Source organism: Candidatus Accumulibacter phosphatis (genome assembly GCF_012939955.1).
Classification (GTDB): domain Bacteria; phylum Pseudomonadota; class Gammaproteobacteria; order Burkholderiales; family Rhodocyclaceae; genus Accumulibacter; species Accumulibacter delftensis.
The window spans coordinates 15,584-34,456 of record NZ_SPMY01000038.1 but is presented as its reverse complement, the minus strand read 5'-3'; the positions used below and the strand labels follow the sequence as shown (position 1 = coordinate 34,456).

17 protein-coding genes and 1 tRNA gene are annotated in these 18,873 nt (G+C 62.5%); 5 read left to right on the top strand and 13 right to left on the bottom strand.

What is annotated here, in order from left to right; genetic code table 11:
* Positions 1-276 precede the first annotated feature (276 nt).
* Complete coding sequence (locus E4Q23_RS23280; protein WP_211203761.1) at positions 277-834, bottom strand: hypothetical protein; 558 nt, start codon at positions 832-834, stop codon at positions 277-279.
* A 374-nt stretch (positions 835-1,208) separates the two neighbouring features.
* Between E4Q23_RS23280 and metH the strand changes: the two genes are divergently transcribed.
* Both metH and murB read left to right on the top strand, forming a co-directional pair.
* Positions 1,209-4,916, top strand: a complete 3,708-nt coding sequence (gene metH, locus E4Q23_RS13795) for a methionine synthase (protein ID WP_169067166.1) — start codon at positions 1,209-1,211, stop codon at positions 4,914-4,916.
* Between the two features lie 73 nt (positions 4,917-4,989).
* The gene (gene murB / locus E4Q23_RS13790; RefSeq protein WP_169067165.1) at positions 4,990-6,048 is read left to right on the top strand and encodes a UDP-N-acetylmuramate dehydrogenase; all 1,059 of its coding nucleotides are present in this window, start codon (positions 4,990-4,992) and stop codon (positions 6,046-6,048) included.
* A gap of 128 nt (positions 6,049-6,176) precedes the next feature.
* On the opposite strand, the gene E4Q23_RS13785 is transcribed toward murB, so the two are convergent.
* The 3 genes from E4Q23_RS13785 to E4Q23_RS13775 form a co-directional block, all read right to left on the bottom strand.
* A complete protein-coding gene (locus tag E4Q23_RS13785; RefSeq protein ID WP_169067164.1) occupies positions 6,177-6,584 on the bottom strand; it encodes a hypothetical protein in 408 nt (135 codons plus the stop codon).
* 106 nt (positions 6,585-6,690) lie between these two features.
* Positions 6,691-7,680, bottom strand: coding sequence for a pseudouridine synthase (locus E4Q23_RS13780; RefSeq protein WP_248595446.1), 990 nt, complete (start codon positions 7,678-7,680; stop codon positions 6,691-6,693).
* A 3-nt stretch (positions 7,681-7,683) separates the two neighbouring features.
* Entirely contained in the window at positions 7,684-8,028 is a 345-nt protein-coding gene (locus tag E4Q23_RS13775) for an FKBP-type peptidyl-prolyl cis-trans isomerase (protein ID WP_169067163.1), read from the bottom strand.
* A 234-nt stretch (positions 8,029-8,262) separates the two neighbouring features.
* On the opposite strand from E4Q23_RS13775, the gene E4Q23_RS13770 reads away from it, so the two are divergent.
* Positions 8,263-9,369 carry an HD domain-containing phosphohydrolase gene (locus tag E4Q23_RS13770; protein WP_169067162.1) on the top strand — a complete coding sequence of 369 codons (1,107 nt, stop codon included), beginning with the start codon at positions 8,263-8,265 and terminating at the stop codon, positions 9,367-9,369.
* Complete coding sequence (gene tcdA / locus E4Q23_RS13765; protein WP_169067161.1) at positions 9,366-10,178, top strand: tRNA cyclic N6-threonylcarbamoyladenosine(37) synthase TcdA; 813 nt, start codon at positions 9,366-9,368, stop codon at positions 10,176-10,178. Before E4Q23_RS13770 ends, tcdA begins: the two co-directional genes overlap by 4 nt.
* Before the next feature lie 42 nt (positions 10,179-10,220).
* On the opposite strand, the gene E4Q23_RS13760 is transcribed toward tcdA, so the two are convergent.
* A complete protein-coding gene (locus E4Q23_RS13760) occupies positions 10,221-12,032 on the bottom strand; it encodes a GGDEF domain-containing protein (protein ID WP_169067160.1) in 1,812 nt (603 codons plus the stop codon).
* A gap of 257 nt (positions 12,033-12,289) precedes the next feature.
* On the opposite strand from E4Q23_RS13760, the gene E4Q23_RS13755 reads away from it, so the two are divergent.
* Positions 12,290-12,363 (top strand) — tRNA-Thr (locus tag E4Q23_RS13755).
* A 1,096-nt stretch (positions 12,364-13,459) separates the two neighbouring features.
* Here the strand turns inward: E4Q23_RS13755 and E4Q23_RS13750 are convergent.
* The 8 genes from E4Q23_RS13750 to E4Q23_RS13715 form a co-directional block, all read right to left on the bottom strand.
* Positions 13,460-13,900, bottom strand: coding sequence for a ClpXP protease specificity-enhancing factor (locus E4Q23_RS13750; protein ID WP_248595445.1), 441 nt, complete (start codon positions 13,898-13,900; stop codon positions 13,460-13,462).
* Positions 13,901-13,979: 79 nt separating this feature from the next.
* The gene (locus E4Q23_RS13745) at positions 13,980-14,576 is read right to left on the bottom strand and encodes a glutathione S-transferase N-terminal domain-containing protein (protein WP_169067159.1); all 597 of its coding nucleotides are present in this window, start codon (positions 14,574-14,576) and stop codon (positions 13,980-13,982) included.
* Between the two features lie 101 nt (positions 14,577-14,677).
* Positions 14,678-15,379 carry a cytochrome c1 gene (locus tag E4Q23_RS13740; RefSeq protein WP_169067158.1) on the bottom strand — a complete coding sequence of 234 codons (702 nt, stop codon included), beginning with the start codon at positions 15,377-15,379 and terminating at the stop codon, positions 14,678-14,680.
* A 23-nt stretch (positions 15,380-15,402) separates the two neighbouring features.
* Entirely contained in the window at positions 15,403-16,722 is a 1,320-nt protein-coding gene (locus tag E4Q23_RS13735) for a cytochrome b (RefSeq protein WP_169067157.1), read from the bottom strand.
* Between the two features lie 3 nt (positions 16,723-16,725).
* Positions 16,726-17,322 (bottom strand): ubiquinol-cytochrome c reductase iron-sulfur subunit, encoded by a 597-nt coding sequence (petA, locus tag E4Q23_RS13730; protein WP_169067156.1) that lies wholly within the window; start codon positions 17,320-17,322, stop codon positions 16,726-16,728.
* 59 nt (positions 17,323-17,381) lie between these two features.
* Positions 17,382-17,813: a hypothetical protein gene (locus E4Q23_RS13725; protein WP_169067155.1), complete on the bottom strand. Its 432-nt coding sequence runs from the start codon at positions 17,811-17,813 to the stop codon at positions 17,382-17,384.
* Positions 17,814-17,935: 122 nt separating this feature from the next.
* Positions 17,936-18,538: a recombination mediator RecR gene (gene recR / locus E4Q23_RS13720; RefSeq protein WP_169067154.1), complete on the bottom strand. Its 603-nt coding sequence runs from the start codon at positions 18,536-18,538 to the stop codon at positions 17,936-17,938.
* Entirely contained in the window at positions 18,538-18,861 is a 324-nt protein-coding gene (locus E4Q23_RS13715; protein WP_169067153.1) for a YbaB/EbfC family nucleoid-associated protein, read from the bottom strand. The genes recR and E4Q23_RS13715 overlap by 1 nt, the downstream gene beginning before the upstream one ends.
* Positions 18,862-18,873 lie beyond the last annotated feature (12 nt).

The window sequence follows — 18,873 nt, the reverse complement described above, 5'->3', positions numbered from 1 at the left end:
ATTATTCTCCTAGCAAGTTTGGATTGAACGGCTGCGACGGATTTGTGATGAATTGGTCAATATCTTTCCACGGATAGCCGCAACTCAATATGCAAAAATCGTGCCAGATAGTGCTTTTATCATGTAAACAATGACCTGATGAAGTATGGTCAGCCGGACGTTCCGGATGTGTAAAAAATCCCGACACGCGTGGCGGCCCCACAACACACCGGCGCAAATGAGACCCAATGCCTCGGCGCTCACGAAACCTGACCTTTTTCGTTCACTAAAACGGATTCAGCAGACCGCCGCCGTGGCGTGGCGCGGATGCACACCGATGAGCTTGCCGGCGACGATGCTGGCGGCAAGCTCGACGGTCAGCGACAAACGCAGGAAGGCGAAGCCGTTGTTGCTGTCGAGGTTCGCGAGCCTCAGCTTGATCGCCGCCTGCTGGATCTTGTCCAGCGTCGCAGCAGCGCCAAGGACGCCGGTCTCGACCACCGCCAGAAACGCATGGAAGTTGGCGACCGACCCCCAGGCGGCGGTGACAGTACCGGCGGCCTGGCAGGCGGGGTCGATGGTGGCGAGAATCGACAGTGTTTCGCTGCCCTTGGTGTTGGTCTGCATGGACGTCTCCTGCGGAAAACAGAGGGGGGAGAAGGGAATCGAGAACCACGGCGGGCACGACGGCCCCGAGAGGGTTCGCGACTCGCTCAGCGCGCGGTGAGTTGGATGCAGGGCGAGAGCGTGTTGGCCTCCCTTGGCCGGGGCGATCGGGTTCTGCATCTGCGATTGGCCGTCCATGCGGAAGGTGGTGCGAAACGCCGTCAGGTCGGCGTCGAAGTAGAGGTGCATCGACATCGCCGTGAAAAAGCTGCCGCCTTGACAAGCATTTCCCTGGCGGGTAGATTCGCCTCCTGCCCGCGTCAGCATGCCGGGTTTTCGCCGATTTGACGTAAACAGATTGCGGGCGCGTTAAAAATTGCGGGCGCGTTAAAAATCCCGCTACCGGTCATGACCTGTCGAGAGACCCCAACTCATGAAAGTCATAATCGCCCCTCTTCCCCGGGCTCTTCTCGTACGGTGGGAGAAGGGAGATTCGTGATTCGCGATTGGCGATTCGCGTACGCGACTTTCACATTGAAGCGAGGCCCGCACCAAGACCCGTTGAGCTTTTCGCCGACGGGTTTTTTGTTTTGTAGCGCCGCAACCGTACACAAGGGATAGCCATGCAGCCGGACCGTACCGCCGAACTCAAAGCCTGCCTCGAAAGGAAAATTCTCGTTCTCGACGGCGCCATGGGCACGATGATCCAGCGTCATCGGCTGCAGGAGGCGGATTACCGCGGTAGCCGCTTCGCCGCGCATCCCCACGACCTGAAAGGCAACAACGACCTCCTGGTGCTGACCCAGCCCGATCTGATCCGCTCGATTCACGCCGAGTACTTGTCGGCTGGCGCGGACATTATCGAAACCAACACCTTCAATTCGACCAGCGTCTCGCAGGCCGACTACCACCTCGAAGCGATCGTGCACGAGCTGAACGTCGCCGGCGCCCAACTGGCGCGCGCGGTGTGCGACGAGTTCACCGCGCGCGACCCGAGCCGGCCGCGCTTCGTCGCCGGCGGCCTCGGACCGACCTCGCGCACGGCGTCAATCTCACCCGACGTCAACGATCCGGGTTACCGCAACACCAGCTTCGACGAACTCGTCGCCACCTACAGCGAAGCCGTGCGCGGACTGTGCGAAGGCGGCGTCGACCTGATCCTGGTCGAAACCGTGTTCGACACGCTGAACGCCAAAGCCGCGCTCTTTGCGGTCGAGCAGTACTTCGAACAGGTGGGACGGCGTTGGCCGGTGATGATCTCGGGAACCATCACCGACGCCTCCGGGCGGACGCTTTCCGGGCAGACCGCGGAAGCGTTCTGGAACTCGCTGAGCCACATTCGGCCGCTGAGCTTCGGCCTCAACTGCGCGCTCGGCGCCGCCGAATTGCGCCAGTACGTCGAAGAGTTGTCGCGGATTTGCGATTGTTTTGTTTCGGCCTACCCCAACGCCGGCCTGCCGAACGCTTTTGGCGGTTACGACGAGACGCCGGAGCAGCTCGCCGCGGAAGTTTCCGACTGGGCCAGGCAGGGTTTTGTAAACATCGTCGGCGGCTGCTGCGGCACCTCACCCGAACACATCGCCGCGCTCAGCAAGGGCGTCGCCGGGGTCAGGCCGCGGCGCCTGCCGCAAGTCGAGCAGAAGCTGCGGCTCTCGGGCCTCGAGCCCTTCAACGTCGGCAAGGACTCGCTGTTCGTCAATGTCGGCGAGCGCACCAATGTCACCGGCTCGAAAGCCTTCGCGCGGATGATTCTCGAAGGCCGTTTCGACGACGCCCTGGCGGTCGCCCGCCAGCAGGTCGAGAACGGCGCGCAAGTGATCGACATCAACATGGACGAGGCAATGCTCGACTCGAAGGCGGCGATGGAGCGCTTCCTGAAGCTTATTGCCAGCGAGCCGGACATCTCGCGCGTGCCGATCATGATCGACTCGTCGAAGTGGGAAGTCATCGAAGCCGGCCTCAAATGCATCCAGGGCAAGGGCATCGTCAACTCGATCTCGATGAAGGAGGGGGAGGCCGAATTCCTGCGCCAGGCGCGGCTGGCGCGGCGCTACGGCGCGGCGGTGGTGGTGATGGCTTTCGACGAAAGCGGACAGGCCGACACCTACGCGCGCAAGACCGAAATCTGCGCCCGTGCCTACCAGCTGCTCACCGAGCAGGCAGGCTTCCCGCCCGAGGACATCATCTTCGACCCGAACATTTTCGCCATCGCCACCGGCATCGAAGAGCACAACAACTACGCCGTCGACTTCATCGAGGCCTGCAAGTGGATTCGCGCCACGCTGCCGGGTGCGCAGCTCTCGGGTGGCGTTTCCAACGTCTCCTTCTCGTTCCGCGGCAACGACGCGGTGCGCGAAGCGATCCACACCGTCTTCCTGTATCACGCGGTCAAGGCCGGCCTGTCGATGGGCATCGTCAATGCCGGCATGCTCGGGGTCTACGATGACCTCGACCCGGTGCTGCGCGACAAGGTCGAAGACGTGGTGCTCAACCGCAGCCCCGAGGCCGGCGAAGCGCTGGTCGAGTTTGCGCTGACGGTAAAGGAGGGCAAGGCCAGAGACAGCGGTCCCGATTTGAGCTGGCGCGAGCTGCCGGTCGAGGAGCGCCTGACGCATGCGCTGGTCAAGGGCATCAACAACTTCGTGGTGGGCGACACCGAAGAGTGTCGCGCGGCGCTGGAAGCCGCCGGGAAACCACCGCTGTCGGTCATCGAGGGGCCCTTGATGAACGGCATGAACGTCGTCGGCGACCTCTTCGGCGCCGGCAAGATGTTCCTGCCGCAGGTGGTCAAATCGGCACGGGTGATGAAGCAGGCAGTCGCCCACCTGATTCCCTATATCGAAGCCGAGAAGCTGCGCACCGGGGTCAGCAGCAAAGGCAAGATCGTCGTCGCCACGGTCAAGGGCGACGTGCACGACATCGGCAAGAATATCGTCGGCGTCGTCCTCGGCTGCAATGGCTACGACGTTGTCGACCTCGGGGTGATGGTCTCCTGCGACAAGATCCTGCACGCCGCCCGCGAACACGGCGCACAGGCAGTCGGCCTGTCGGGCCTGATCACTCCGTCGCTCGAGGAGATGAGTCACGTCGCCAGCGAAATGCAGCGCCTGGGCTTTGCCGACGGCGTTGATGGCGGCCCTGCCGTGCCGCTGCTGATCGGCGGCGCGACGACCAGCCGCGCGCATACGGCGATCAAGATCGCGCCGAACTACAGCGGACCGGTGATCTACGTCCCTGACGCCTCGCGCGCCGTCGGCGTCGTCACCCAACTGCTGTCGATCGACCGCGCCACCAGCTACAAGGCCGAAGTCGCTGCCGACTACGAAAAGCTGCGCGCGCAGCACGCGAACAAGAAGGGCATCCAGCTGGTGACCCTTGCCGCAGCGCGCGACAACCGTTTTTCGGATGACGCCGAGGCGGCCTACAAACCTGTCGCACCGAATAAGCCCGGCCTGCACGTCCTGCGCGACATCGACCTGGCGACGCTGGCCGAGTTCATCGACTGGGGACCGTTTTTCCAGACCTGGGATCTGGCCGGCAGCTTTCCGAAAATTCTCGATGACGCGCTGGTCGGCGAGACGGCGCGCGAAGTCTATGCCGACGCACAGAAGATGCTGCAGACGATCATCGAGGAAAAATGGCTGAGCGCCAACGCTGTCTTCGGGCTCTTCCCGGCCAACGCCGTCGGCGACGACATCGAGATTTATGCCGACGAAGCGCGTAACGAACGCTTGATGAGCTGGCACAACCTTCGCCAGCAACAGGAGCGCCCCGCGGGCAAGCCGCACTACTGTCTGAGCGATTTTGTCGCTGCGCGGGGTACGCCGGACTGGCTGGGCGCCTTTGCCGTCGGCGCCGGCTTTGGTATCGAAGCCAAGCTCGCCGAGTTTGCCGCCGCCCACGACGACTACCGCGCGATCCTCCTGAAAGCGCTCGCCGACCGCCTCGCCGAAGCCTGTGCCGAGTACTTGCACGCGCAGGTGCGCCGCGATTACTGGGGCTACGCCAGCGACGAGACACTGGACTGCGCGGCACTGATCCGCGAGGACTATCGCGGCACCCGGCCGGCTCCCGGCTACCCGGCCTGCCCCGACCATACTGCCAAGCGCGCCCTCTTCGCGCTGCTCGACGCGCCCGCCAACACCGGCATGGGCTTGACCGAGAATTTCGCGATGACGCCAGCGGCGGCAGTTGCCGGCTTCTATCTGGCGCACCCGCAGGCGCGCTACTTCGCGGTCAGCAAGATTGCCCGTGACCAGCTCGAAGACTGGGCCGAGCGCGCCGGCTTCAGCGTCAGCGAAGCCCAACGCTGGCTGGCACCTCTGCTCTAGGCGACGAGCGGGAGGGGGCAGCGATGAGCGCACCAGGCTGCCCGACTTCGTCGCACGTGACGTCGACCTTGGCATGCGCACGACGCTGCGCTTGCCGGGCCGGGCTGCCTTGCACGCGGAAATCCACACCAGCACGCAACTGGCAATGCTTGCCGGCAACCACCGATGGCGTCGCTTCGTTCTCGGCGCCGGCAGCAATCTGGTACTCACCGGCGACTTCGATGGCCTGCTGCTGCAAATGGCGATTCGCGGTCGCGAGCTGATCGGTGAAGACGACGACGCCTGGTACGTCCGTGCCGGTGCCGGCGAAAATTGGCATCAACTGGTGCTGTGGACACTGGCGCAGGGCTGGCCCGGGCTCGAAAATCTGGCGCTGATTCCGGGCACGGTCGGCGCCGCGCCGATCCAGAACATCGGCGCCTACGGACTGGAAGTCGGCGAGCGCCTGCATGCCCTCGAAGCCATCGACATGCAGACCGGCAGAACGCTGCGACTCGCTCACGCCGACTGCCGTTTCGCCTACCGTGACAGCGTCTTCAAGCAGGAAGGCTGGCATCTGGATGGGCAACGGGTGATCACGCGGGTGACCTTCCGCCTGCCGAAAGCCTGGCAGCCACTACTCGGCTACAGCGATCTCGCCACCGAACTCGAAGGGCAGCGGAGCAGCGACGCGAACGACTCGCCGAACACTCGGCCGGACAGCCATCCGAACGGCCACCCGCAGGGCCAAGCGGACAGCCAGGCCACTGCCTGGCAAATCGCCGAGGCGGTGATCCGCGTCCGCAGCCGCAAGCTGCCCGACCCGGCAACGCTGCCGAACGCCGGCAGCTTCTTCCACAACCCGGTGGTCGGCGCCTCGCTCGCCGAACAATTGGCGATTGCACATCCGGGTCTGCCGCGCTATCCGCAGCCCGACGGCCGCATCAAACTGGCCGCCGGCTGGTTGATCGAGCGCAGCGGCTGGAAAGGTCGGGATCTGGGCCGCGTCGGGATGTACGAGAAGCAGGCGCTGGTACTGGTCAATCGCGGCGCGGCGTGCGGCGCCGAGGTGATGGCGTTGGCGCAAGCCGTGCAGGCGGATGTCCGCGAACGCTTCGCCGTCGAGCTCTTGCCCGAGCCGGTTTTTCTCTGAATGCTGAATGCCGGGCCGAAGGCCTTCGACAGTCCGCCTGTGGAGGACCCTGCGCTCAGACCGGCACGACACTGCCACAAAGCTCGATGAACTCGCCGTCCTGAAAACAGGCGCCAACGGTGTGCTCTTCATCCCAGAGCGTCGTGTAGGCCAATTCGGTGCTCACTTTTCCATCCACAAAAGCAAGCGACACGGACACCAGCGATCACCGCCCCCCAGACTTCACTGGCGTCCACCAGCTTGGGAAATGCGGCGCCGGCTTCGCTCAGCTCACCCCTGGCCAGGGACTCCGCATACGGGCCGTAATGCTCCAATAGCGCCTGTTCGATGCTTGGCCGCCAACCGGCAAACTGCGTGGCGACTTCGCGTGCCGCCTGCAAGGCCGGCGCGTCGGGCTCGCTGCGCGTGCCGGAGATCGCCAGCGGGACGTTTTCATCGCTGCCGAGGCTGATCGATCCGCGCCAATGGCCGCGGGAGCGCAAGAGCTCGCCAAGCTGTGGATCGCGGAACGGTGCTGATTTGAAAAGATCGAACATGGCTTTTGCTCCGTGCTAAACAGGCATACAGAGTGAATCGCGGCAATTGCCGGGGGTGACAGCAGCGTCCGCTGAATGAGAAGCCGCTCGCCGGGTATTAGGGGCATCAAAATGCCTCGTCCGGCCGCAGGAAGCGCCATTGCCCAAGCGGCAAGTCAGCCAGTCGGACCGCACCGATGCGGACTCGCTTGAGGCCGCAGACACGCAGGCCGACGAGCTCGCACATGCGCCGGATCTGGCGTTTTCGCCCCTCGCGGAGCACGAAGCGCAGCTGATCATCGTTCAGCCATTCGACCTTGGCCGGCTTCAGCTGGCGGTCGTCAAGGCTGAGGCCGTGATTCAACAGCGCCAGGCCTTTGTCGTCAAGCTGACCTTCGACACGAACCAGATACTCCTTGTCGATGCAGCTCTCCTGACCGATCAGCTGGCGCGCCACGCGCCCATCCTGAGTCAGCACCAGCAAGCCGGTCGAATCGATATCCAGGCGGCCGGCCGGTGCCAGGCCCTTCAAGCATGAAGGATGGAATACTGGCGTGTCCGGCGTGCAGCGCTGATTTTCGGGTTGAACCAGGGTAACCGCTGGCGTGAAGCCGGGCTCCGGCTGCCCGGAAACATAGCCCATCGGCTTGTGCAGCAGGATCGTCATTCGGCTTTGCTGCTGCGCCTGCGCCTCCTTGTCGAGAACGATTACCGCCGCCGGATCAGCGCGAGTGCCGAGTTCGCTGACCCGACGGCCATCGACGAACACCCAGCCGCGCACGATATAGTCGTCGGCGTTGCGGCGCGAACAGAGACCACGCTCGGCCATCAGCTTGGAGATCCGGACACCCGTCTGGGGAGCGCTGCTCGCTACCGCGGCAGGCTTCGCTGGCGCCGGAATGCGGGCCGGCAGTGCCGCCCCGTTCGACGCTACAGCCGATGGCAAGCGCGCCGGAATCCGGCGCACTTTTGGCGGCGCCTTGACGTCGGCCGCTGCTGGCGCGCGCGACGCCTCCGCGGCTGCCGCTGGCGGTTTACTCGAACCGCCGCCGCGGCGACTTGCCGCCGCCCGAGTGCCCGGTGCTCCGCTGGGGGTCTTGCGTGGCCGATCGGCCATCAATCAGGCGATGTCCAGCAACTCGATTTCGAAAACGATCTTGGCGTGCGGCGGAATCAGGTTGCCGGCACCGCGTGCCCCGTAAGCTAGATCGGCAGGGATGGTGAGCCGACGAACGCCACCTACGCACATCCCCGGGACGCCTTCGTCCCAACCGGCAATCACATGTTTTCCGTCGAGCGGAAAACGGAAGGGCTCGTTGCGATCGACGCTCGAGTCGAACTTCGTACCGTCGGCAAGCCAGCCCGTGTAATGCACGATAACGTGCTGGCCGGAACACGCAACAGGGCCACTGCCGGCAATGATGTCCTCGAACTGCAGGCCGCTGGGGGTGGTGACGATGGGCATGTGAGATCCTTGTGAACGAAAAAAAACCGCAGTTTAGCCCAGCAAGCCACGAAAAGGGCCATTTTCGCGCATTTTGCCAGGTCTCCACCGGGCGCCAGGGGGGTAGCTTTTTGGCATATTCGTTCCTGGCAGCCGGAGCAGGGCCGCGAAGCCATATCAAACTAATGGATACCCTCGCCCGCTCGGTGTGCGATCCGGTAAGATGGGAAAAAACTAGGGCAAGGAACACGAACAATGCATGCATCATCGCTCAGTGAGCCGGTCGTTACCGACCGGGAAGCCCTGCAGGAGTTCATCGACATCCTGTGGGAATACACGCCGACGATCGAACGCGATGTCGCTCGCCTCAAGAACCATCCCACCGAACACGCGGTCGTTGGCAACCTGTTCCGCACTCTGCACAACATAAAAGGCGACGCAGCACTGTGCAGGGTAGAAGTGGCAGTGGCCATCGTTCACCCGATGGAATCGGTTCTGGTGCGGGTACGAAACGGTGATCTACCGTTCACCAATGCCATTGCCGAAGCCACACTATTGACCATCGACCGCCTGGAACTGGCAGTTGAACGGCTATCCTCGGAGCAAACACTCGCTGGACTGCAGCTGCAACTCCTGATCGAGGGCTTGGAAAAGCTGGCCGCGGCAACGCCATCGGAACTGGACGCCTGTGTCGCCGACCTCATCGAAGCGGTTACCGGCAAGCGCCCAGTCACGGTTGCGGTCAAGGCCCCCGCAGCGCAACGCAAGCCGGGCGACGCTTCCCGATCACAAACGGCCGACGACCTGCTTTTCTTCCTGACGCTGGCCAATCAGTTCGAAATGCGCTCGCCGCGTTTCGCCGGCCGTACCATGCGCATCCTGCGCCTGGCGCTGGAAACCAATCAAATGGCCGGCAATCCGATTGACCCGGTGCAGCTGGAAGCCGCCATCTACATGCACGACGTCGGGATGATGTTTCTTCCCGAATCGGTGTGGCTCAGGGCCAGCGCACTGACCCCCGCAGAGCAACGCATCATGCGCGCACACCCCGAGTATGCCGCCGGCCTGCTGTCGCGCATGGAGAGCTGGGCGGCCGCCGCCGCGATGGTCGCCCAACACCATGAAACGCCCTTCGGCAAGGGTTACCCGGGCGCGCTTACGGGGGAACAAATCTGCCCTGGTGCCAAGGTCCTGGCCATTGTCGATGCCTTCGAGGCGGTGATGTTGAAGCACACCGAGCGCGGCCGCAAGCGTTCGCTGTTGCGGGCCATCGCCGAAGTCAACGCCTGCGACCAGCAGTTTGCGCCGGAATGGATCGAGCCCTTCAACCAGGTGATACGACGTGCCGCTGAAAGCCGATGACTGATTTAGCAACAGCCGACCTGGAGCGTCGCTTCGCGGGTATCGCCCGCTTGTACGGGACGGCCGCGCTGCAGCGCTTTCAGCGCGCGCATATCGCCGTCGTCGGCGTCGGCGGCGTCGGTTCCTGGGCTGCCGAAGCACTGGCACGCTCGGCAATCGGCAGGATCACGCTGATTGATCTGGACATGGTCGCCGAATCCAACGTCAACCGCCAGGTGCACGCCCTCGACGGCGAGTTCGGCAAGGCCAAGGTCAGCGCCATGGCACAGCGCATCCAGGCCATCAATCCGGCCTGCGTGGTCAAGGAAGTCGAGGATTTCGTAACCCCGGAAAACGTCGATACGCTCCTCGCTGGCCCCTTTGATTGTCTGATCGACGCCATCGACCAGGTGCGCACCAAGGCGGCGATGATCGCCTATGCCCGACGTTGCGCGCTGCCGCTGATCACCGCCGGTGGTGCCGGCGGCCAGATTGACCCGACACGAATCCAGATCGCCGACCTGGCTTTGACCATCCAGGATCCCTTGCTCGCCAGGCTGCGCGCGCTATTGCGCAAGGACTACGCGTTCACCAGGGAGGCAAAGAAGAAGTTTGGCATCGCGGCGGTCTTCTCGAGCGAAGCGCTACGCTATCCGGAAGCCGCCACGACCTGTGATCAAGCGCCGGTGCTCAGTGGCCTGAGCTGTGCCGGCTACGGTTCATCGGTCTGCGTCACCGCCACCTTTGGCCTGCTGGCCGCCGGGGAAGTGCTCAGGGTCCTGGCCAGCACCGCTGGTGCCGTGCCCGACCGGGGCTGCGCGCAAGCCTAAGGCCGGGTCTTTGCTGACGGCAGCCCGGCAACGGGCCGCCGGTCAGCCGATCACGACCCGATTCTTGCCGGCCTGCTTGGCCGCGAACATCGCCTCGTCGGCACGTTTGCTGACCGAAGCCTGGGTATCACCGGCGCGCAACTCGCTGAGGCCAGCGCTGAAGGTGATCAGCTGTCGGTTGTTGTCGTGCAGGAAGATGCGCCGGGTGAGCTCACGTTGCAGGCGAACCAGCGCCGTCTGCGCGTCCTCGAGCTGCGTGTCCGGCAGCAGGATGATGAACTCCTCGCCGCCAAAACGAGCCACCGTGTCCTGCGGCCGAATGGTCTCGCGAATGACCGTGGTCAAATGGATCAGCGCTGCATCACCGGCGTCGTGCCCGAGTGTGTCGTTGAGCTTCTTGAAGTTGTCGATGTCGAGCAAGGCGACGCAGAGGGTCGATTGGCGGCGCTGCGCGCGCGCCGTCTCCTTCTCGAAAGCTTCTTCAAGACCGCGGCGGTTGAGCGCCCCGGTGAGCTGGTCGTGACGAACCAGGGTGCTGGCTTTGTCGAGTTCGACCTGCAATTCGCCGATACGCTGCTCGGCTTCGTCGACACTCTGTTTGGCACTCCGCAGCTCATCACGCGAGCGCTGAGCGTTAAGCTGGATGATTTTCGTCTCGCGAATCACTTCCGCGAGTACGTCTTCCAGCTCGGAGATGTCTTCGGCCGCGCTGATGCGGTCAGCGCAGATTTCGATCTTGTCGTGATACTCCGAAGTCGAATCGGCAAACTCGGCCAGGTGATCGACGAAACCGGCCAGCATCTGCTTAAGGTTTTCGCGCGCTTCGTTGAGGCTGTGCTTCAACTGCCCCTGCTTGAAAATCACTTCCCTGAGCCGATTCTCGGCGTCACCGATCGAGCGCAGGCTCAACGGGCCGGCAACAATTTCCCTAACGATCGCGATCTGTCCAGCAAGCCAACGGTCCTCGACGACCAGCTCGCCGACGTTCTCGATCAGCAACTGCAGCAGATTGAGCAGACCAGCGCGCAGCTCGACGCGATCTTCGGCGAGCAGCTCAAGGCGGAAAGCAAAACGCTTGATGCCTGCCTGAAAGCCCTCCATCGCTGCACGCGAGGTGGCCGTGCGCAGCTTGTGCGCCAGGGCTGTCGCGTCGGCCACCAACTCCGGCTCGTCCTGCAGCAGTGAGGGAACGAGCACCGCTAGCGTGTATGCGAAGATTTCGCTCAGTTCGGCCGACAACTGGGCAGCCAGATCACTGCTCTGCAGCGCTTTCTTAGCCGCAGCAAGGTCCGCCGGCGACGACGACGACTTGGCCACCAGCGCAGGCGTCGCTTTCTCGTCCTCGACGAGGGGGATTTCGTCAGCCATCGGCGCATTCAGCGACCACGAGCGGAGCAAGCTCTGCAGACGTGTGAAAAGCAGCTCGCTGTTGCCAGCGGCGCCGGCCAGCAGGCGCTCGAATGCCTCGCGCTTGCGGGCGACGGTAAGGCCCGCCTGCTTGCCCTCCCACTGCCGCAGAAAGTCGCCGAACAGCTCACTCCAGGGTAGATCCTGTTCCTTGCCAAGCTGCGCGAAAAGCTCGCCCAGGCCGCGCTTGAGTTCCTCCCAGGTCTTGCCCTTGAAGGCCTGCTCGAAACGCTTCAGCAAGCGCTGCTGCGCCGGCTTTTCTCTTGGTAGCGCATTGAGCAGAGCCTTCAGCTCACGCTCCGGAAACGGCGTCGCGGCGGCGGCTGAAATACCCGCAATCTCATGGTAGAGCGCCTGATAGTTCTCGGGTGACGGCGACATGCGCCTGCTAGCCAACAGGCGAAAGGCTTCGCGGGCAATTTCTGACGGATTCGTGAGAGTTGGCATGAGCTTCCATCAACAAGACATACGGATCGCGGCATTCTAACAGCGTGCCCACCGGGGAGAAAGCATGCCGCACAGCGGAAGTCACGATAGATCAAACACCTGGCGACGACGAGCAGGAGCCCTCCCTGGCTGCGCGGGCCATCGGCCGGCAAGCCATCGGGCCAGCACGTCGACCCCAGTCAGCCCGCGTGCAGGCGCTTCCGTGGCTACCCCAGGATTGCGATTCGGCTATAATCAGCGCCTCGACAGAATTACCCGCCTCCGTAGCATGAAGGTCGTGCAGTTGATTTGTAATCATCAGGTGTTGGTTCGATTCCGACCGGAGGCACCATTAAAAACAAGTAGTTAGCCCGGATCACAAGGCCGGGCTTTTTGTCGTCTGCAGAAAAGTAGGCGCATAGCAGGCGGATTCGAGCATTCCGAATCTATCCCGCCAAAGAAAAACCCGACGCTGGGCCGGCTCGGTGCCTGATTGGCGCAGGCCTTGCGGGGTGACGTTTCCTGCCGGCTTGGGTGCGTGGCCGTCGATGGTGCCGAGGCGACCCGAGCCGTCAATCGCGCAATGACGTGGCCAGACGTTCTGCCCCGGCCCTTGGCGGCTAACTGGAGAAGCCAGCCCCGAAGGGCGAGATCCGACGGCGGCAACAGTGGAGCAGCTGCGCGCCATGAGGTCCCTTCAACGAAGCTCACCCCGAAGGGCAAGATGTGACCTTCGACCGTCGACACGCGGCCGTCGGCCGCCTTGTCGCATTGACGCTGATCCCGGCGGCGTCGATGACAGCAGCCCTGATAGTGGTGTAGAGGTCGGGCATGCTTGTCTCCTGATCGTTGGCGATAACCGGACTATTAATAGTGTTGAATTCTATCGCATGCCGCCTCAGTAGGCGCTCGTTGTTACATCGCTATGCGCCGCCCCCATGCCGCGAGTGAGCAGGTGCTGTGGCACCGGCAGCCGCCAGTATTAGTACAGGTGGTGCGTTTGCGTAATCTGGCCCGATGGCGCTGCGCCGCTTTCCACGGCTCTTGTGGAAGGCTTTTCGGCAGACGGATTCTGTGTGCAGTCGGCGCAGGAGATGGCAAGGCCATGCTATCCAGGAGCCTTGCCCTGGCCAGGGTAGTGCTGCGTTCTGGGGGCAAGCGATCTGCTTGTTGCTTCACCAACGAAAGCAGCAGGGGCACACCGAACGTCCGCGGCTGATCCATGGTGATGCTGTTGCCAATGGCGTTGGAAATCTGGTCGGCCGACAGGAAAGCCCAGGGGGCCAGCCAGGCCAAACCAGAGCCCGGTCGCAATCCATTGTGGCGACCGGCTGTCGCATGGCTTGTCGCTGGATACGCGACCCAAAGCAAGCTTCGCGAGCGTATGAGCCTGCATCAATCAGCGTCAATCACCAACCTGGCGCCGAGAACAGTAGTGGAAATGGCGCCTACTTGACGCGCTGCAGCTTCGGCCGACCGGCAGGTGGCGGAATCTTCGGCGGCTCGGGCTCGCCATCCTGGCCGGGAACAGGGGTGCTGCCTTCCGCTTCAGCGACCGCCCCTGCGGGCTCCGGCTCGAAGGCCATGCCGCCACCGTTTTCACGGGCGTAGATGGCGGCAACGTTGCCGATCGGCACCAGCAGGTCGCGTGCGACGCCGCCGAAGCGGGCCTGAAAGGTGATGACGTCGTTGCCGATCTCGAGGCGTCCGGTCGCTTCGTAGTCGAGATTGAGGACGATCTGGCCATCGCGAACATGTTCCATCGGCACGCGCGTGCGCGCGTCTACGCTCACCGCGAGGTAGGGGGTGAAGCCGTTGTCGGTGCACCATTGGTGGATGGCGCGAATCAGATAGGGTTTGGTCGACGGCAGATCCAAGTTCGTTCCCATGCAAAGTGATCGACAATCGGCAGGGCGGCGGCGGACGCCACCGGCGAACGGCGACGCCCTGTGCAGCCTGTGCTGCGCGCTACTTGCGCATCGCTTTTTCGGAGGGCGTAAGCGCGTCGATGAAGCCCTGACGGCTGAAAATGCGCTCGCCGTACTTCAAAAGCGGCAAGGCGGTCTTCGAGAGTTCGATGCCGTAGTGGTCGAGCCGCCAGAGCAGCGGCGCGATGGCCACGTCGAGCATCGAGAACTCTTCGCCGAGCATGTGCTTCTGCTTGACGAATACCGGCGACATCTCGGTGAGACGGTCACGGATCTGCTGGCGAGCGCGGTCGGCTGTCTTGCCATTTTTCTCGAGAGGCTCGATATAAGCGAAAACTTCGCGCTCCATGGTGATCAGCAGTTGCCGCGCCCGCGCCCGCATGATGGGATCGGCGGGCATCAACTGCGGATGTGGGAAGCGCTCATCGATGTACTCGTTGATGATGTTCGGCTCGTAGAGGATGAGGTCCCGCTCGACAAGGACCGGCACACGGCCGTAGGGGTTGATGATGGCAATCTCTTCGGCTTTGGCGAAGAGATCGACATCAATCACCTGGAAATCCATGCCTTTTTCGTAGAGCACAATACGGCAACGGTGACTGAACGGGCAGGTGCTTCCCGAATAGAGATTCATCATGATCAATACCCTCAAAAACGAATCGGCACCGCGGCGGGAGCGAGCGCTTGTCGCGCCCTCGCCGGCGATGCCGTAGCCCGAAACGCGGCGTTATGCTTCAGTTACTTGATGTCTTTCCAGTAATTCTTCTTCATCTTGTAGGCGAAGCCGAAGAGAACCAGGAGATAGGCCAGGACACCGGCACCGAGTTGCTTGCGGAAGCCGGCATCCGGCTCCGCCGCCCAGACCAGGAAGCCGACCAGATCGCCAACGGTCTTGTCGTACTCGGCGGGCGTTTGCGTGCCGGGAGTGGCCAGTTCGAGATGGTGATCGCTGTTCAGAACCTGTATCCCCTGCAACTGCCAAAGAGCGTGCGGCATGCCAACGTTCTCGAAAACCAGGTTGTTCCAACCGGTCGGCCGCTTTTCGTCGCGGTAGAACGAGCGCAGATAGGTGTACAACCAGTCGGCACCGCTACCGTCCTCGGAAGCACGCGCACGGGCGACCAGAGACAGATCGGGCGGCGTCGCTCCGAACCAGATTTTCTGCTCGGCAGGGCGGGCGGCAACGCGCATCTTCTCGCCGATCTTGTCAGCCGTAAACAAGAGGTGATCCTTGATCTCCTGCTCGGAAAGGCCGATCTCGGTCAGGCGGTTGTAGCGGACGAAGCTCAAGCCGTGGCAGTTCATACAGTAGTTGACGAAGGTCCTGGCGCCGCTTTGCAGGGCGGCATTGTCGCGCTGCACTTCCGGTGCCTTTTCAAGATGAAGAGCGGCGCCGCTGGCAAAGGCAATGGCCGGAGCGACGAGCAATGCAGTGAGCAATTTTTTTCATTTTGTGCTTTCCTTTACATCGTCACGCGATCAGGTTCCGGCTTGTACTTGTCGATCTTCGACCACCACGGCATGGTCAAAAAGAAGAGGAAGTAGTACAGGCTGAGAATCTGCGCCACCGGAGCACCGGGAATGACGCCGAAGAAAGCGTAGGACGGTGCTTTCGTGCCAAGGAAGCCAAGGATGAAAAAGGAGATCACGAAGATCGTCAGCAGGGTCTTGAAGATCGGACCACGATAACGGATCGACTTGACCGGGCTACGGTCCAGCCACGGCAGGAAAGCCAGGATCACGACACCGCCACCCATCGCCACGACACCCCAGAACTTGGCGTCGATGCCGAAAAGCGGCCAAACCATCGCCCGCAGGAGCGAGTAGTAAGGCGTGAAGTACCAGACCGGGGCGATGTGCGCCGGCGTCTTCAGCGGATCGGCGGGGAGGAAGTTGTTGTACTCGAGGAAGTAGCCGCCGCCTTCGGGAGCGAAGAAAACGATGATCGAGAAGACCATCAGGAAGACCACCACGCCGACGATATCCTTCACCGAGTAGTAGGGGTGAAAGGGGATGCCGTCGAGCGGAATGCCTTCGGGGGTCGTGCGCTTCTTGATTTCGACGCCGTCCGGGTTGTTCGAACCGACTTCATGCAGCGCCAGGATGTGCGCGGCAACGAGGCCGAGAAGGACCAAGGGCACGGCAATGACGTGGAAGGAGAAGAAGCGGTTGAGCGTGGCATCGCCGACGACGAAATCGCCGCGAATCCAGATCGACAGGGGCTCGCCGACCAGCGGGATGGCTGAGAACAGGTTGACGATCACCTGTGCGCCCCAAAAGGACATTTGCCCCCAGGGCAGCAGGTAGCCCATGAAGGCTTCGGCCATCAGGCACAGAAAGAGCAGCGTGCCAAAGACCCAGATCAGCTCGCGCGGCTGCCGATAGGAACCGTAGAGCATGCCACGAAACATGTGCAGGTAAACAACCAGGAAGAAGGCCGAGGCCCCGGTCGAGTGCATGTAGCGGACCAACCACCCCCAGGGCACATCGCGCATGATGTATTCGACGCTGGCGAAAGCCACCGGAATACCATCGGCGTTGAGCGAGGCGTCCGGCTTGTAGTGCATGACCAGGAAGATGCCGGTAACGATCTGAATGACCAGCACCAGCATCGCCAGCGAACCGAAGAAGTACCAGAAGTTGAAGTTTTTCGGTGCGTAGTACTCGGAGAGGTGGCCGCGCCACATCGACGTCGCCGGGAAGCGGGCGTCAAACCACTCCAGCAGATTGCCCTGCAGGGAACCATCCGACTTGTACTTCTCGAAATTGGTATTCGATGCCATCGCTTAGGCTCCCTTCTTGTGTTCGCCAATGAGGATGCGCGTGTCCGACAAATACATGTGCGGAGGCACCTCAAGGTTGGTTGGTGCCGGCTGGCTCTTGTAGACGCGGCCGGCAAAGTCGAAGTGGGAACCGTGGCAGGGACACAGGAAACCGCCGACCCAGTCGGCAGCCATGCCATCTGCGGGACCATGCTTGAATTTTGCCGAAGGCGAGCAACCGAGGTGAGTACAGATGCCGACGACGACCATGTACTCGGGCTTTATCGAGCGAGTTTCGTTCTTGCAATACTCTGGCTGCATGTCCTTTTCGGACTTGGGGTCGGCCATCTGGTCGTTGAGCGCGGGTAGCGTCTCGAGCATCGGCTTGTTGCGGTTGATGATCCACACCGGTTTGCCTCGCCACTCGACGGTCATCATCTGACCGAGTTCGAGGTTGCCGACATCGACTTCGACCGGCGCACCGGCTGCCTTGGCCCGCTCGGATGGCAGCATGCTGGACAGGAACGGTACTAGCGCGACCAGCGCCCCCGCCCCGCCAACGGCAGCGGTCGCGACGACTAGTCGCCGCCTTCCGCAGTCCACTTTGCTCTCATTGCTCATAGCGCTGATCCCTAGCACGTAATGGAAAGTTGGTACGAACTAAACCGCGGCATTATACGCTAAAGTCGATGCAGAGAAAATTTGCAGCCTTGTCCAAAGTGGTATGAGCCTGAACAGGCGGCGTGTTTCCACTCAAACATGAGCCTGAAAGAAGATGTTGGCGAAGGGCGAAACGGGTTGATCATCCTGAAGATGGTGATCAACATGAACGAAGCACAGCTTCGCACGATCGAGCAGATCGACCAATGTCTCAGCGGCAGCGCCCTCATCGAGTTGTCGACGGCAACGGCACCATGTCCAGGATCGCCAAAGACCAGGAGAAAAGGAAGCACAACGAACGGTATAAGGGCTCTGCCTGGCTCGCGTACAAGAACATGTGGTGAATACTCGACGAACAGCAAGGCGAGTACGCAGCCGTCGGCCTTCACGGGCAGGGATTCTATATCAATCGCGACGCCGACATGGTCGTCGCCTTCCTCTCGAGTCAGCACGTCGCTTCCGCTGCCGGCAGGAGGGAGCTGGACGGACGCAGTGCGGAGTTCCTCGCCGCGACGCACCTAGCGGGCTTGGCACGGACGATCGCAAGCCGGCGGCGACAGAGCCGCCCGGCCGCCTACGAGACAAGCGGGCGGCGCTCGCGCAGGGCCTGCGCCAGCGTTCCCGCATCGACGTATTCGAGTTCGCCGCCCACCGGCACCCCGCGCGCGATGCGCGAAACGCTGACGCCGCGGCTTTTGAGCATTTCCGAGAGGTAGTGGGCGGTCGCTTCGCCTTCGTTGGTGAAATTGGTGGCGATGATCACTTCGCGCACCACGCCATCGCTGGCGCGCGCCAGCAGGCGTTCGAGGTGCAGTTCGCCAGGGCCGATGCCGTCGAGCGGCGAAACGCGCCCCATGAGCACGTAGTACAGCCCCGCATAGGCGTGCGTCTGCTCCATCATGTTCATGTCGATCGGCGTTTCGACGACACAGAGCTGGCTGGCATCGCGCTTGCTCGACAGGCAGCGGACACAAATTTCGGACTCGGTGAGCGTGTTACAGCGCTGACAGTGGCGCAGGGCGCCAAGCGCCCGCTGCAGCGCATCGGCCAGGCGCCCGGCACCGGCTCGCTCGTTCTGCAACAGGTGGTAGGCCATGCGTTGCGCCGACTTCGGACCAACGCCTGGCAAACAACGCAAAGCCTCGATCAGCGCTTCGAGACTCGACGGAGCGTTCATCAGAAAGGCAGTTTCATCCCGGGCGGCAGATTGAGCCCTGCCGAGAAGCCGGACATGCGCTCCTGAGAGAGCTCCTCGGCGCGCCGTACGCCGTCGTTGAGCGCGGCCGCAACCAGGTCTTCGAGCATTTCCTTGTCGTCCATCACCGACGGATCGATGCTCACCCGACGGACATTGTGGTTGCAGGTCATCAAGATCTTGACCATGCCGGCGCCGGACTGGCCTTCGACTTCAAGCTGGGCCAGCTCGTCCTGCGCCTTTTTCATGTTCTCCTGCATCTGCTGAGCCTGTTTCATCAGGCCGGCGATTCCGCCTTTCATCATCTTTGTTGCCTC